Origin of the sequence: Mesorhizobium sp. M5C.F.Ca.IN.020.29.1.1, from assembly GCF_003997375.1 — a bacterium.
In the GTDB taxonomy this organism is placed as follows: Bacteria; Pseudomonadota; Alphaproteobacteria; order Rhizobiales; family Rhizobiaceae; genus Mesorhizobium; species Mesorhizobium wenxiniae.
The window spans coordinates 14,850-29,726 of record NZ_RZSW01000004.1 but is presented as its reverse complement, the minus strand read 5'-3'; the positions used below and the strand labels follow the sequence as shown (position 1 = coordinate 29,726).

11 protein-coding genes and 1 pseudogene are annotated in these 14,877 nt (G+C 62.2%); 10 read left to right on the top strand and 2 right to left on the bottom strand.

The window, feature by feature from the left end; all coding sequences use genetic code 11:
• The 7 genes and pseudogenes from EOA85_RS00950 (at position 1) to EOA85_RS00920 (ending at position 8,331) form a co-directional block, all read left to right on the top strand.
• Complete coding sequence (locus tag EOA85_RS00950) at positions 1–861, top strand: hydrolase (RefSeq protein WP_065007058.1); 861 nt, start codon at positions 1–3, stop codon at positions 859–861.
• Positions 858–2,467, top strand: a pseudogene (gene ggt, locus EOA85_RS00945) (gamma-glutamyltransferase). The gene EOA85_RS00950 and the pseudogene ggt overlap by 4 nt, the downstream one beginning before the upstream one ends.
• 58 nt (positions 2,468–2,525) lie before the next feature.
• Complete coding sequence (locus EOA85_RS00940) at positions 2,526–3,503, top strand: ABC transporter permease (protein ID WP_127208009.1); 978 nt, start codon at positions 2,526–2,528, stop codon at positions 3,501–3,503.
• A 28-nt stretch (positions 3,504–3,531) separates the two neighbouring features.
• Complete coding sequence (locus EOA85_RS00935) at positions 3,532–4,428, top strand: ABC transporter permease (RefSeq protein ID WP_127208021.1); 897 nt, start codon at positions 3,532–3,534, stop codon at positions 4,426–4,428.
• Complete coding sequence (locus tag EOA85_RS00930) at positions 4,425–5,387, top strand: ABC transporter ATP-binding protein (protein ID WP_065007061.1); 963 nt, start codon at positions 4,425–4,427, stop codon at positions 5,385–5,387. The genes EOA85_RS00935 and EOA85_RS00930 overlap by 4 nt, the downstream gene beginning before the upstream one ends.
• 56 nt (positions 5,388–5,443) lie before the next feature.
• Positions 5,444–6,439 carry an oligopeptide/dipeptide ABC transporter ATP-binding protein gene (locus EOA85_RS00925; RefSeq protein ID WP_127208020.1) on the top strand — a complete coding sequence of 332 codons (996 nt, stop codon included), beginning with the start codon at positions 5,444–5,446 and terminating at the stop codon, positions 6,437–6,439.
• A gap of 20 nt (positions 6,440–6,459) precedes the next feature.
• Positions 6,460–8,331, top strand: coding sequence for a CocE/NonD family hydrolase (locus EOA85_RS00920; protein ID WP_245485547.1), 1,872 nt, complete (start codon positions 6,460–6,462; stop codon positions 8,329–8,331).
• A 70-nt stretch (positions 8,332–8,401) separates the two neighbouring features.
• On the opposite strand, the gene EOA85_RS00915 is transcribed toward EOA85_RS00920, so the two are convergent.
• The gene (locus EOA85_RS00915) at positions 8,402–9,301 is read right to left on the bottom strand and encodes a proline iminopeptidase-family hydrolase (RefSeq protein ID WP_127208008.1); all 900 of its coding nucleotides are present in this window, start codon (positions 9,299–9,301) and stop codon (positions 8,402–8,404) included.
• Between the two features lie 345 nt (positions 9,302–9,646).
• Positions 9,647–10,237, bottom strand: a complete 591-nt coding sequence (locus EOA85_RS00910; RefSeq protein ID WP_065007065.1) for an amino acid synthesis family protein — start codon at positions 10,235–10,237, stop codon at positions 9,647–9,649.
• 165 nt (positions 10,238–10,402) lie between these two features.
• Here EOA85_RS00910 and EOA85_RS00905 point away from each other — a divergent pair, with 165 nt between their 5' ends.
• From EOA85_RS00905 to EOA85_RS00895, 3 genes are all read left to right on the top strand, one after another.
• Complete coding sequence (locus EOA85_RS00905) at positions 10,403–12,211, top strand: helix-turn-helix domain-containing protein (RefSeq protein WP_127208007.1); 1,809 nt, start codon at positions 10,403–10,405, stop codon at positions 12,209–12,211.
• Between the two features lie 145 nt (positions 12,212–12,356).
• The gene (locus tag EOA85_RS00900; protein WP_127208006.1) at positions 12,357–13,343 is read left to right on the top strand and encodes a flavin reductase; all 987 of its coding nucleotides are present in this window, start codon (positions 12,357–12,359) and stop codon (positions 13,341–13,343) included.
• Between the two features lie 20 nt (positions 13,344–13,363).
• Positions 13,364–14,875, top strand: coding sequence for an aldehyde dehydrogenase (locus EOA85_RS00895; protein WP_127208005.1), 1,512 nt, complete (start codon positions 13,364–13,366; stop codon positions 14,873–14,875).
• Positions 14,876–14,877 lie beyond the last annotated feature (2 nt).

Sequence of the window (14,877 nt, the reverse complement as noted above, 5' to 3'; positions counted from 1 at the left end):
TTGACGAGCATCGCCACGGGATCCGTCGCGGATCGCGGTCGCGCTACATACGATCTTGGCGCGACCGCCATCTTTGCTTCCAAATCAGACCCACGCTTCCACTATTGCCTGTATGTACCGCCCGCGGTTGGGGAAGGCGCCCAAGTCGACCTGCTGGTGGCCGTCCATGGCACAGGCCGCACCTCGTTCCTGGGTTTCCGCGACGCGTTCGCCGAGTTCGGACGCTGGAACGACTGCGCCATCTTGTGCCCGGTGTTTCCAATGGGCGTTCTCGGCGACGACGCCCGCAGCGGATACAAATACATGATCGAGGGCGACATCCGCTACGATCAGGTGCTGCTCGCCATAGTCGAGGAAGTTGTCGCGAAATACCGTCAGGACTGGACCCGTTTCGCCATGTTCGGATTTTCCGGCGGCGGGCACTTCACCCATCGCTTCGCCATCCTCCATCCCGACAGGCTCTGGGCGGCGTCGATCGGTGCGCCAGGCTCGGTGACCTTGCTCGATCCCACGCGGGACTGGTGGGTGGGCATTCGCGACCTGGCGGAGAAGTTCGGCATCACCTTCGACGCCGCAGCGCTGGCAAAAGTGCCGGTCCAGATGATCGTCGGCGATGCCGACCTGGAGACCTGGGAAATCACGCATGTCCAAGGCAGCACCCATTGGATGCCGGGCGCCAACGATGCAGGACAAACGAGGCCGGAACGCCTCAGGACGTTGTGTCGATCGTTCGAGGAAGCCGGTGTGCGCGTACGCTTTGATTTGTTGCCCGGGGTATCCCACGAACGCGACGCGGTTCTCGATCCGGTCAAGGATTTCCTGGCCCAGGCGCTCAAGGAACGACGGAACGCCTCAAGATGAACGCAATGATCGTTGCGCCGCAGCCGGAGGCGGTCGAGGCGGGCGCGCTGGTGCTCAAGCGCGGCGGCAACGCCGTCGATGCGGCGATCGCCTGCGCTTTCATGCAAGGCGTCGTCGACCCTCAAATGGCCGGCATCGGGGGTTTGGCTCGATGCAGGTCTACATGCCGCGACGCGGCGTGCACGAGGTGCTTGAATTCTACGCCAGGGCGCCGCTCAAAGCATCGCCCGAAATGTGGAGCGACCTCCTGGTCGGCCAGTCTCGCGATGGCTTCGCCTTTCTGCTGGAAGGCGGCATCAGCGAGATCGGCTACCTCGCCGTCTGCACGCCGGGCAGTATCAAGGGTTATGCTGAGGCGCTGGCGAGATATGGCACTTTTGAATGGGCCGATGTCGTCGCACCCGCCGCCACGCAGGCCAGGCGAGGCTTCATGGTCCGCCCGCATGTCCACTGGTATTGGTCGCAGGACGGCGTCGACACCGGCGAAGTGCGGACACTTGACAAGCTGCGCTTCAGCAAGACGGGGCGCGCAATCTATTTTCGCTCTGACGGCACGGTGAAGCTGCCAGGTGACGTCGTCGTCAACACCGATCTCGCTCAAACGCTCGAGCGCATCGCGGCGGCCGGTCCGGACATTTTCTACAAGGGCGAGATCGCCGAAGAAATCGCCGCCGACATGGCCGCCAACCGAGGCCTCATCGGGACGGATGATCTGGCGTGCTACGAGCTCTCTACCGCGCAACCGCTCTGGGGCGAGTATCGCGGCTACGATATCGCGACCAGCCCGCCGCCCGCCAGCGGCATATCCATGCTGCAATTGCTCCACATCCTCGCGCATTTTGATGTTGGAGCCATGGAGCATGGCGGTGCCGAGCACATCGTCCTGCTGGCAGAGGCGATGAAGCGCATGACCATCGACAAGGACCGCCACCTCGGCGATCCTGCCTATGTTGACGTGCCGATCGGGCGGCTGCTGTCCCGCGATTATTGCGGCGGGCTTGCCGCCGAGATCAAGGCTGGGCTGCGCGCCAGGATCGAGCGCGTCGACGACCGGTCGCCGCGCGAGACGACTCATATTTCGGTAGTCGATCGGGAGGGCAACGCCGTCGCCTTGACCCACACGCTGGGCAGTCCGTCGGGGGCGATCACCGATGGCTTGGGTTTCATGTACAACGGAACGATGAGCCGCTTCGACCCAAGGCCGGGCAGGGCCGGATCGCTGGCTCCCGGCAAGCGGCGGGCCAGCTCTGCGGCGCCCACCATCGTCTTCAAGGACGACCGGCCCGTGATCGTCATGGGAGCGCCCGGCGGCAGCTATATCGCGCCGTCCATGGCGCAGGGCCTGATGAACCTCATTGATTTCGATATGAGCATGCCCGAAGCGGTGGCCGCCCCGAGGATCGTGGCGGTGTCGAACACAATCGACGTCTCCAATCGCATTCCGCGCTTTGTCACTGAAGAAATCGAGGGCAGGGGCTACGAGGTGAAGCGCTCCTGGCAAAGTTACGCTTTTGCCGCCCTTCACGGCATCCAGATCGAAGACGGAGTTTGCCGCGGCGGTGCCGATCCGCAGCGCGACGGCATGGCGATGGCGGTGCCGGCGTGATGTGCCGCGCACAGACGACCGACGAGCCTTTCCGGCAATCAGGCTGGAGAGCGATGCCATGACCGCAGCCGTCGTGCGCCGGCTGCTCCAGGCCGTGATGGTCATGTTCGCCATGACGGTCATCGTCTTCATCGCGATCAACGTCATCGGCGACCCCGTCGACATTCTGATCTCTCCCGACGCCGATCAGATCGAGCGCGCGCGCGTCGTCCAGGCCCTCGGGCTCGACCTGCCGCTTTGGCAGCAGTATCTCCGCTTCCTCTGGGCGGCGCTGCATGGCGACCTTGGCGAGAGCTACGTCTACAACGAGCCGGCGATCAGGGTGATCCTGGAGCGACTGCCGGCGACGCTCGAGCTGGCCGTCGCTGCCATCCTCATCGCCATCGTCGTCGGCGTGCCGCTCGGGCTTTATGCCGGGCTGCGGCCGGACGGCATCTTGAGCCGAGTCATCATGACCGTCAGCATCCTCGGCTTCTCGCTGCCGACCTTCTGGGTCGGGCTGGTGCTGATCATGTTTTTCGGCGTGCAACTCGGCTGGTTGCCGAGCGGTGGGCGCGGCCAGACCGCCGAACTGTTCGGCGTCCAATGGGCGTTCCTGACCAAAGACGGCCTTGCCCACCTGATCCTACCGGCGGTGAACCTCGCCTTGTTCGACGCCTGCCTCATTCTACGCCTGACTCGCGCCGGCGTCGCCGAAGTCCTTCCGCTCGATTTCGTCAAGTTCGCACGGGCTAAGGGCCTCAAAGAAACGCGCGTGATCGGCGTCCACGTCTCGAAGAACATCATGATCCCGGTGGTGACCATCATCGGCCTGGAATTCGGCTCTATCGTCGCCTTCTCGGTTGTCACCGAAAGCGTCTTCAGCTGGCCGGGCATGGGCAAGTTGATCATCGACAGCATCAACGTGCTGGACCGTCCGATCATCACTGCTTACCTGATGGCGATCGTCGCCTTCTTCGTCATCATCAATCTCGTCGTCGACCTGACCTATACGGCACTCGACCCGCGGGTGCGGCTCCAGGGCGAGGGATCGTGAGATGAGCGTCGACACCTTGCCGCCGCCGATGCCGGTCGAGGCCGAAAAGGGTGAAGAGGCGCCGTTTCAAGTGCTCGTGCGGGCATTCTTCCGCTCGCCCGCCGCCGTTATCGGTTTCGTGCTGCTGACCGCGGTCATCGGGCTGGCGCTGCTTGCGCCGCTTATAGCGCCGCAAAATCCCTACGACCTGAACCAGCTCGACATCATGGACAGTCGCCTGCCGCCCGGCTCGCAATCGATGACGGGCACGACGTTCTGGCTCGGCACCGACGACCAGGGTCGTGACATGCTTTCCGGCATCATCTATGGCCTGCGCATATCGCTCGGCGTCGGCGTCAGCTCGGCGCTTTTCGCAGCGCTGTTCGGCGCCTCGTTGGGCCTGCTCGCCGCCTATGTTGGCGGTCGGACCGAGACGGCGATCATGCGCATCGTCGATCTGCAACTCTCCTTCCCCTCCATTCTCGTTGCGCTGATGATCCTCGCCTTTCTCGGCAAAGGAATCCTCAACGTTGTACTCGCTCTGGTGATCGTCGAATGGGCGACCTACGCGCGTGCCGCGCGCGGCACGGCGCTGGTGGAGCGGCGCAAGGAATACATGGAAGCAGCGGAGTCGCTCGCTATTCCACGATGGCGCATTCTGTTCGTCCATCTGCTGCCCAACTGCTTGCCGCCGCTGATCGTGATCGCGACGGTGCAGGTGGCGCGCGCCATCTCGCTGGAGGCGACCTTGTCCTTCCTTGGCCTGGGTGTGCCGATCACCGAGCCCAGTCTCGGCCTGCTGGTCGCCAACGGCTACCAGTACATGCTCTCCGGCATGACCTGGATCAGCTTCTATCCGGGCGTAGCGCTGCTGATTACCGTGGTTGCGATCAACCTCGTCGGTGATCGGCTGCGCGACGTGCTCAACCCGCGGGGGCGCGAATGAATGCGACCGTACTCGAAGTCCGCGATCTCAGGACCCATTTCGGACAAGCAAAAGCCGTCGACGGCGTCTCGTTCAGCGTCGCGCGCGGCGAGGTTCTGGGTCTCGTTGGCGAAAGCGGGTCCGGCAAGTCGGTCACTGGCTTTTCCATCATCGGCCTGGTCGATCCGCCCGGGACGATCGTCGGCGGTCAGATCGTCTTCAACGGCCGCGACATCACCCGCTCCAGCCGCGAGGAGATGCGAGCGCTGCGCGGCCGCCGCATGGCCATGATCTTCCAGGATCCGATGATGACGTTGAACCCGGTCCTGCGCATCGATACGCAGATGATCGAGGCGGTGCAGGCGCATGAAAACGTCTCGCGCACCGATGCCAGGGCGCGGGCGCGCGACGCGCTCGGTATGGTCGGGATTCCGAGCCCGGACGAGCGGCTGCAGGCCTATCCGCATCAGTTTTCCGGCGGCATGCGCCAGCGCGTCGTTATCGCTATCGCGCTGCTGCACCAGCCGGACTTCATCATTGCCGACGAGCCGACCACCGCGCTCGATGTGACGATCCAGGCGCAGATTCTCGCCGAGATGCAAAAGCTCGTGGCGCAGAACAACACGTCGCTGATCTGGATCACGCATGATCTCGCCGTCGTCTCGCGGCTCGCCGACCGGATCGCAGTGATGTATGCGGGCCGCATCGTCGAATCCGGTCCGGTGTCGGACGTTCTCGCCCGTCCGCTGCACCCTTATACCGCCGGTCTGATCGACTCCGTTCCCAGCCGCAACCAGCGCGGCGAGCGGCTTCGGCAGATCCCCGGAATGGCGCCCAGTGTTGCGCGGCTGCCGACCGGATGCGCTTTCGCCCCGCGCTGCGCACGTGCCGATGCGGTGTGTGCCCAGGCGGTGCCGCTGTTCGCTGCTGGCCCGCGCGAGCACCGTTGCGTCCATCCCTTGCCGGAGCTCCGCGTATGATCTCCTCCACTCCGGTTGCGGCAAACATTCAAAGCTCCTCACCGGGTTCTGGCGGGATGACGCCGCTGATCGAGCTGAACGAGATTTCTCACAGCTTCGGCACTCGGCCCGATCTCGCTGCTCGATTGGCGATCTCGCTCAAACTTGCCAAACCGGCGGCAAGGGTGCAGGCGATCGACGGTGTCAGTCTCGCCGTTCGCAGGGGTGAGGTTCTGGGCCTCGTTGGCGAGTCGGGATGCGGCAAGTCCACGCTGGGGCGGATCGTCGCCGGCATTGTGTCGCCCACCAGGGGATCGGTATCGTGGCGCGGCAAGGATATGAAGGCGCTCCCGCCGTCCGAGCGGCGTGAAGCCAAGCTGCGCGTGCAGATGATATTCCAGAACCCCTATGCCTCGCTCAATCCGCGCCGCAAAGCGGCCGATATCGTCGGCGAGGCCCCGCGCGTTCACGGGCTGGTCGGCGGCGATCTCGGCACCTTTGTCGATGAACAGTTCCGACGTGCCGGCCTCGATCCGGCATTGAAGCACCGCTTTCCGCATCAGTTTTCCGGCGGTCAGCGCCAGCGGATCGGCATTGCGCGCGCGCTCGCCGTGCAGCCGGAATTTCTCGTCTGCGATGAGGCCGTTGCCGCTCTGGACGTCTCGATCCAAGCGCAAATCCTCAATCTCTTCATGGACCTGCGCGAGAGACTGAACCTCACCTACCTGTTCATCAGTCACGATCTCGGGGTGGTCGAGCACATCTCCGATCGGGTGGCGATCATGTATCTCGGCCGCATCGTCGAAGAGGCCCCGTCCGAGGAGATATTTGCCCGGGCCAACCATCCCTACACGCAGGCGCTTCTCGCCGAGGTGCCGCGGATCGAAACCACCAAACGCGGCTTTGCCGCGATCAAGGGTGAATTGCCGAGCCCGCTCTCGCCGCCGAGCGGCTGTCATTTCCACCCGCGCTGCCCGCACGCGATGCCTCGTTGCCGGACCGAAGCGCCGCGACTGAAGGTGGTTGCTGCCGGACACAAGAGCGCATGCCACCTCAATGACGCTGCCGTCTGAACGCCTTGGAATTTTTAGAGATGACCGACCTCCAGGCGCTCCAGTCCGTGACCGATGACATGGTGCTCTGCCGCGACGTCATGGTGACGATGCGCGATGGGGTAAGACTGGCGACCGACATCTACAGACCGGCAAGGGGAGGCGGCGCGCTGGACCGGCCAGCTCCCGTAATCATTGAGCGGACGCCTTATGGCAAGGCGATGGCGTCGCGTGCCGAGCTCGAGGTCGGTATGACCGAACCGATGGATCGCGCGACGGTCGCCGAGCATTTCGTGCGCCATGGTTACATCGTCGTTTATCAGGACTGCCGCGGCCGCTATGGCTCGGAAGGCGAGTTCGTCAAATATCGCTCCGAAGGTCCGGACGGCTACGACACGCTTGCATGGATCGCAGCCCAGCCCTGGTGCAACGGCCGGATCGGCACCATGGGCCTTTCCTATGCCGCACATACCCAAATGGCGGCGGCGTGCCTTGCGCCACCGGCTCTTGCTACCATGATCCTTGATTCCGGCGGGTTCTCTAACGCCTTCACCTGCGGCATCCGCCAAGGTGGCGCGTTCGAGCTGAAGCAGGCGACCTGGGCCTACCGGGAAGCCCGCGAGAGCGCCGTTGCCGCCGGCGACGAGTTGGGCCAAAAGGCGCTCGGAGCGGAAAACCTGCATCGCTGGTTCGGCAGAATGCCGTGGTCGGAGGGACGTTCGCCGCTCCGCTGGGCTCCGCAATACGAGGCCTATCTGCTCGAGCAGTGGCGGCACGAGACCTTCGACGATTTCTGGAAGCAGGTGGGCATTCATGCAGCGGGCTTTTACGATGCCATTCCCAACATTCCGATCGCGCTGATGTCGAGTTGGTTCGACGTCTATGTCCCGACGACGTTCGAGAATCTGGCTGGCCTTGCCAGCAATGGCAAACGGCCGCTCGCCTTGATCATGGGTCCGGGCTTGCACGGCGACCGCAATCTGTCCTTTGCCGGCGACGTCGATTTCGGACCGAACGCTCCGCTCGGCGGCAATGTGGCGGCGAGCTGGCTGGAGTTTCGTCGACGCTGGTTCGATCGCTGGCTGAAGAGCGGGCCGGAGGGCGATCTCGACGAGGAGCCGATCCGCCTTTTTGTCATGGGCGGGGGAAAGGGCACGAAAAATGAAACGGGCCGTCTCGATCACGGCGGCCGCTGGATCAAAGCCAAGCGGTGGCCGCTGGCGGGCGTGACGGAGCAAAGCTATTATCTGCACCCCAACGGCAGGCTCTCGGAGGCCTTTCCTGCGGCCGACGCCGTCGCGCTGACCTATGATTTCGATCCCGCCGATCCCGTCCCGACCATCGGCGGGGCGCTGACCAGCGGTCAGCCGATCTTCGCCGGCGGCGGCTTCGACCAGAGAGAGGACGACAGGTTCTTCGGCTGCCGCAATTTTGGCTTGCCGCTTTCCGCCCGTCTCGATGTCCTCTCCTTCGAGACCGAGCCGCTTGCCGACGATTTGACCGTGCTCGGACGGGTGGCGGTGGAGCTCTGGGCGGCGACCGATGCAACCGACACCGATTTCACGGCGAAACTGATCGACGTCTATCCACCGAGCGCCGACTATCCGACGGGCTTTGCCCTGAACCTGACAGACGGGATTTTCCGCTGCCGTTTCCGGCATTCATTCGAAAGAGCCGAGCTCGTGAAGCCCGGGGAGATCATGCGGCTTCGCATCGAGTTATTTGCGACCGCCAATCTGTTCCGTGCCGGCCATCGGCTGCGGCTGGACATCTCTTCGAGCAATTTTCCGAAGTTCGACGTCAATCCGAATACCGGTGCGCCGGCTGGCCTCGGCCGTAGCCGGCAAGTGGCGCGCAACACGGTTTTTCTCGATGGGACGCGGCCATCGCGGCTGATCGTGGAAAGATTATGAGCAAATCGGGCGGCTCTAAGCCCTGCACAATGAGCTTGCGCAAGGATAGGCTGATGTGGGGGTATGGACCTCAGTCGTATCTGGCCAGAAAGCGTCCGACGGCGGCGAGGCAGTCGTCCTTCTCCTCGACATGCGGCATATGGCTGGAATTGGGGAAGACCATGCCTTCGACGTCGGGAATATGATCGAGAAAAGGCTGGACGCAGGCTTCGGTCGCTTCGTCGTAAAATCCGCGGAACGCCAGGGTCGGCGTCTCGATCAGATGCAGGCGCTCGACGATGCTCCAGTTCCGCATCGTGCCGATGACGTGAAATTCATTGGGTCCGTTCATGGTGTGATAAACCGTCGGATCCGCGTCGATTGCGGCAAATGTCCGGGCGACCTCCGGCGGCGTCGGAAGGACACGGCAGACGTGGCGTTCGTAGAAGGCTTTGGTCGCCGCAACATAATCCGGGTGATCGGTGGTCCCGGCGGCCTCGTGCCGGTCAAGCGCATTTTGCACATCGGCCGGCAGCCCGGCGCGCAATTGCAGCGCGCCTTCCACCCATAGCGCCATCGAGGCCAGCGAATTGGCCAGGATCAATGCCTTGAGCCCTGCAGGACGTCGCACGGCATGTTCGGCCGAAAGTATGCCGCCCCAGGACTGGCCGAGCAGGGCGTAACGCTCGGCAATGCCAATGTGAGCGAGCAGCGCATCGAGTTCGCCCAAAAAGAAATCGACGGTCCAGAAGTCGCCGCCCTTGTCGGGCAGATGGGTCGATTTGCCGTTGCCGATCTGATCGTAGTGGATGACGGCCCGCCCGGTATCGGCAAGCTCCTTGAACGAATCGACATAGTCGTGGGTGCAACCCGGCCCGCCGTGAGCAATGACCAGCGGCAGCTTGCCCGAGTTGAGATCTCCGATTACGCGATACCAGGTGCGGTAGCCCCTGTAGTCGCTAAATCCTTCGGTGGTCGCATGTGCCGTCACAGTTCCAAGCTCCGCGTCATGGCGCGGCAGGAACCGAATGACGGACCCTCCCAAGCCTTGTTTGCGGCCGACGGTACTAAGCGGCCCGGCCCATTTACAGCTAGCACTGTTTATAGGTTTGCCTGGCGGGGGCCGGTGGCCCTCAGGCGGAGAGCCTCAATGCTCCGGCTCTTCGCGCTTAGGTTTATGGGCTGATTCCAGACGCCGAGATATTTCACCGAACGCGGGTCGATCGCGTCCGCCCGATAGTGGAATGCGTTTTCGGGCGCGCGTTTGGCAAAAATCGCTGCCCACTCATAGAGGAAGGTCATTTCGGCGCCTCGGGATTACCGCGAAAGAGGAAGCTCAGCGTGCCTGCTCCTCAGCTTCCATTTCCGCCAGGTCCTGGAAGCGGTCGGCGATACGCGGATGCGCCCGCCCGCCATCACACGCGCCAATGGCGATCAGTATCTCATCCGCACCGGGCGCGTCCGGAACCTGGAAACTGGCCGTCAGGAAGTGGGAGCGCTTGCCGGTTTCGCTCTTGTGGGTCATCGGCAGGGAAAGAAGGGCGCCAGGCCCGTTGCGGGTATTCGTGAAACTCAGATAGGTCGTGCCGTTTACCGCCGTGCGGAACATATTGCCGAACCGTAAGGTATGGATCAGCGCCGATGCATGTTCGATCTCGCCATTGACGCCGACCGAAGCCGCCTTGCCGTAAGCCTCGACCTTATCCGCCGACAAGAGCGCCACCAACCGCTTGGTCATTTCGGCGCCAAGACCCGGCGCCAACCGGAGAATCTCAGGGCGCAAATTTTCAACGAACCCTTGACCGGCCCACGGGTTCTTCAAGACGGCTGCGACCACCACCATGGAGATCGGTTGGTCGGCTTTCTTGCCACCCTCGACGAATACTTCCTCGATGAATGTGCAGAACTTTCTCACTCCGAGATCCATGGATTCCTCATCTGTTCGCTGGATTGTGGCGCAACCTAATGAGCAACGACGGTGAATGTCTTCCTTCGTTAGGGAGGAAAAACAGAATGGCCGGCACTTCGAAACGATGTAGAATTCAGCTTCGTCGCATGCCTAACTCAGCGGGTCGTGGCGCAGGGAGCGATCGTGGACAGGAAGGCGCAAATCTCGGTTCTCAAAGATGTCGCGAGTGAGATCAATTCCGGCGGCGATCTTGTCACGATTCTGAAGCACTTGGTTTTCGCCGCCTGCCGCCATGCGAACTGGACGCTCGGTTCGATCATGTCGATCGATGCCGCTCATGGTTATGCCCATGTGATGGTTCGCTATGATCCGACGTTGATCGAGCGAACGCTCCCTGACCGTTGGGAACTGGCGACGAGCCCCTCGCTGATCGCCTTGAAGCGGAACGAGCCAGTCTACATCCGCGACGTGCGCGAATCCGAGGAGTTTCCAGGTTATCGCCGCGAAGCTTTCGAGCGAGACTACCGTACCGTCCTGGTCATGCCTATGAACTGCAGCGACTTCGAGGGCCGGCCAATGGTGCTGAGCGTTGTGTCGCGGGATATCATGGAGGTCCCGGAAGAGGATTTGGCGTTTCTGGGTTTGATCGTCCATCTCGGCGCCATCGCGATCGAGAGGGAGCAGCGGCTGGAAGCCGAACGGCAGGCCGGAGACAGGTTGCAAAAGGCGCTCAAGGCGCACACCTCACTACTTGAACACGTGCTTGCAGACGGCTCGGTTTCTTCATTGTCGGCGATGGTCGGCAGCCTGCTGCCCAATCCGGTCGTCGTCGTCGATTTTACTGCGAACCAGATTGTCGCCGGCCGCTCGCCAAGCGAGGTGCAGTTCGATGATGTCGCTTGGCAATCGTCAGCGGCGGGTCCGCTGAGCCGACAACTGGGAAAGGCAGCACGCGATACAATTGAGCGGGGCGGCAACAGCGGGGCGACGCTTTTTCTCGATGACGGCTGCTCCCGGCTCAATCTCGCCGCCCGCATCGAGCCCTTGACGGTCGACCGCCAACTTGTCGGGGCATTGATCATCTTTTCCACGTCGCGTGCCTTCAGCGATCTGGACCAGTTGCTGCTTGACAGCGCCAAGTTCGCGCTCAGCGTCCAAATGATGCGCAGTTTCATCCGATTCCGTTTCGAAACCCGCACACAGACCGAGCTTTTCTTCGAGGTGGTGGAGCGGCGTTGGCGCGACGCGGCAGATGTCCAGCAGCGGGCCCAGCGGCTCGGCATCAATTTCATGACAACTCAGCAAATCGTCGTCGTCGACTTTCCCGAGAGCGCGAAGAATCTTGGCGGAACGTCCGTCGATCTGCATCACAGTCTCGCTCGCATCATGCAGCAAGCTTCCGTCCCCGCGAGCGTGGTGGCCATCGATGGCGGGCTGGTGTGCCTCATTCCCTGTGACGAGATCTGGAAACAGGAGCGGACATCGAAACTGATGCGGCGTATCGCAGCGGATCTCGGCCAATATTTTGACGAAGAACCAATCGTCATCGCCAGCAACGTCTGTGCCACGTTGACGGATTATCCGTTGGCTTGGGATCGCTGCAGTCGCATGATTGCCATCGCCCGTTCGTTCGGTCGCACCGGTGCGCTGTCCGGCCAGGATTTCGGGCCGTTGCCGATGCTCGTAGCGGCCGCAGGCGCCGACGATGTACGCGCTTTCGTGCAGGAAAGCATCGGCGCCATCGCCGCCCACGACCGCCAGCATGGCACGCCCTATCTGAAAACGCTGTCGACTTATCTGCGGGAAGGCTGCCGCAGCGGCGCCTGCGCCGATGCGATGGGCCTGCACGTAACCACGCTGCGCTATCGCCTCTCGCGAATCCAGGAAATGTTCGGCATCAATGTCGAGACGCCCGAGCAGCGCTTTGCCATCGAATTGGCCATTCACCTGCATGGTGTCACGGAAGTCGTGGCTGACGATCAATCGACCTGACCCTCGAGACGGCGGATCGGCACCCTTCGTCTCTTACCGCAAACAGTAGCAATATATTCCGCGCTCTTCCGGCTGAATGAAGGAAGAAGCTCGCTCTTCTTGCGATTAGCCTTCCCGCTATCAACCAGCAGGAGGCGCTGATCCCATGTTGACCACGGGAACCGCAAAGATTGCGACGGCCATCGACCCAATCGCGTTGCGTCGCGCTTTCGGAACCTTTGTCACCGGCGTCACCATCATCAGCACGCGCGACTCGGACGGCAATCCGCGCGGCATGACGGCCAATTCCTTCACCTCGGTTTCGCTCGATCCGCCGCTGCTGCTCGTCTGCGTCGCAAAATCGGCGTCAAGCTTTGCTGCCTTTACGACGGCGGATTCCTTTGCCGTTAACCTGCTACATGAGGGGCAGGTCGACATCTCGGCGATCTTCGCCTCGAAATCCCCCGATAAATTCCAGTCCGTCAATCACGACCGCGTTCATACCGGCGCGCCAATCCTGACGGACAGCCTTACCTGGTTCGACTGCACGATCTACAACAGGGTCGATGCAGGCGATCATGTCATCCTGATCGGCCAGGTGCAGGCTTTCGGCACGAGCCCTTCAGCGCCCCTCGGCTTTTGCCGCGGCCGATACGCCAGCGTCAAGGATCCGCTGCCGTCCGGCTGGCTGGCCTCGCACAACATGATCATCGGCTATCTGATCGAAGCCAGCGGCGAGATTCTGCTGCGAGCGGATGGAAGCGGTGGCTGGGCTCTGCCAACGGCCAAACGCCGTAAGGCCGGCAGCGAACTGCCGCTCAACGACGGAAAATCCCTCAAGCTGCTGTCAGACAAGACCTTTCTTTACTCGATCTTCGATGTTGCTGACTGCGACCCCGGTTATCTAATCTATCGCGCCCGACTTGCCGATGGCGGACAAGGGCGCGACCTGCCGGAAGACCTGCGGTTCTTTGCCATTGACAAGCTGCCCTATGACCTCATCCCGACCCGGGAATTGCGGGCGATGCTCCGCCGCTATGTCCGCGAGCGCAAGCAGGAACGCTTTGGCATCTACATGGATTCCGGCGACGGCGGGCGACTGGCAATGATCGAGGGCGAGGCCCGCTCGTGGCATCAGGCCATTCAAGACTAACCCGAAATCAGGAAGCGACGATGAAGACGACGGTGAAATCGCTCGAGGGAATGCGCCTCAACCTCTTTATCGACGGCCGGTTTGTCGAACCGACATCCGGTCGCTACCTGGACAGTTTCGACCCGACCACCGCGGAGGCCTGGTATCAGTTTGCGGAAGCCGACGCCAACGATGTGCGACTGGCGGTTGAGGCGGCGCAAAAGGCATTCGTCAATCCTGCCTGGCGACGTATGACGCAGACCGATCGCGGAAAGCTGGTGCGCAAGCTGGCCGATCTGGTTCTCGCCAATGCCGACGACCTCGCGCTGATCGAAACACGCGACAATGGGAAGCTGATCAAGGAAATGCGGGCGCAGATGCGCTCGATCCCGGACTCTTACACTTACTTTGCCGGCATGGCTGACAAACTGCAGGGCGATACGATCCCGGTCAACAAGCTGGACCAGCTCAACTTCAACATGCGCGAACCGATCGGCGTCGTCGGCATGATCACACCCTGGAACTCGCCGCTGATGATGTTGACAGGAACGCTCGCTCCCTGTTTGGCGATTGGCAACACCATCGTCATCAAGCCTTCCGAGCACGCGACCGCCTCGACGCTGGCCTTGGCCGAGCTAATCATGGAAGCGGGGTTTCCGGCCGGCGTTGTCAACGTCGTCTCGGGAACGGGTGCGGTAACCGGCGACGCGTTGACGCGGCAAAAGGGCATCGCAAAATACGTCTTCACCGGCAGCACCGATACCGGCCGTAAAATTGCCGCTAACGCGGCGGCCAACCTTGCGCAGTGCCAGATGGAACTCGGCGGCAAATCTCCCCACGTGATCTTTTCCGATGTTGATATCGAAAAGGCCGTTAATGGGGTCGTTTCGGGCATCTTCGCGGCTGCGGGCCAGACCTGCGTCGCCGGCTCGCGCTGCTTCGTGGAGGCCAGCGTCTACGACCGCTTCATCGAAGCGTTGGTGGAACGCACCAACCGTATCACCGTCGGCCACCCATTGGAGGACAAGACGGATATCGGCCCGCTGGCTCTGTCGGCGCAACTGACGAAAGTCGAGTCCTACGTTGCTTCGGGCGTCAAGGAAGGGGCACGGATCGCGTCAGGCGGCAAGCGTCCTCAGGCGGAAGAACTCGCCCGCGGCTGGTATTTCGAGCCGACCGTCATGATCGACGCCAAGAACGATATGTCCTTCATGCGCGACGAGCTTTTCGGACCGGTCGTTGGTGTCATGCCCTTTTCCTCGGAAGAAGACATGATCGAACTCGCCAACGACACACGCTACGGCCTCGCGTCCGGGATCTGGACCCAGAATATCGACCGGGCGATGCGCTTCGCCAACCGGATCGATGCAGGTACCGTTTGGATCAACACCTACCGGTCAGCAGCCTACATGTCCGCAAATGGCGGCTTCAAGGAAAGTGGTTACGGCAGGCGTGGCGGTTTCGACGTCATGCGCGAGTTCTCCAGGGCAAAAAATGTCGTCATCGACTATTCCGGCGCCATGCAGGATCCCTTTGTCATTCGACTGCGCTGACC

Excerpts from the sequence above, each read along its gene's own strand:
- EOA85_RS00930 (WP_065007061.1), top strand. The coding sequence starts at position 4,425 with ATGAATGCGACCGTACTCGAAGTCCGCGATCTCAGGACCCATTTCGGA.
- EOA85_RS00925 (WP_127208020.1), top strand. The coding sequence starts at position 5,444 with ATGACGCCGCTGATCGAGCTGAACGAGATTTCTCACAGCTTCGGCACT.
- EOA85_RS00910 (WP_065007065.1), bottom strand. The coding sequence starts at position 10,237 with ATGGATCTCGGAGTGAGAAAGTTCTGCACATTCATCGAGGAAGTATTC.
- EOA85_RS00900 (WP_127208006.1), top strand. The coding sequence starts at position 12,357 with ATGTTGACCACGGGAACCGCAAAGATTGCGACGGCCATCGACCCAATC.
- EOA85_RS00940 (WP_127208009.1), top strand. The coding sequence starts at position 2,526 with ATGACCGCAGCCGTCGTGCGCCGGCTGCTCCAGGCCGTGATGGTCATG.
- EOA85_RS00920 (WP_245485547.1), top strand. The coding sequence starts at position 6,460 with ATGACCGACCTCCAGGCGCTCCAGTCCGTGACCGATGACATGGTGCTC.
- EOA85_RS00935 (WP_127208021.1), top strand. The coding sequence starts at position 3,532 with ATGCCGGTCGAGGCCGAAAAGGGTGAAGAGGCGCCGTTTCAAGTGCTC.
- EOA85_RS00895 (WP_127208005.1), top strand. The coding sequence starts at position 13,364 with ATGAAGACGACGGTGAAATCGCTCGAGGGAATGCGCCTCAACCTCTTT.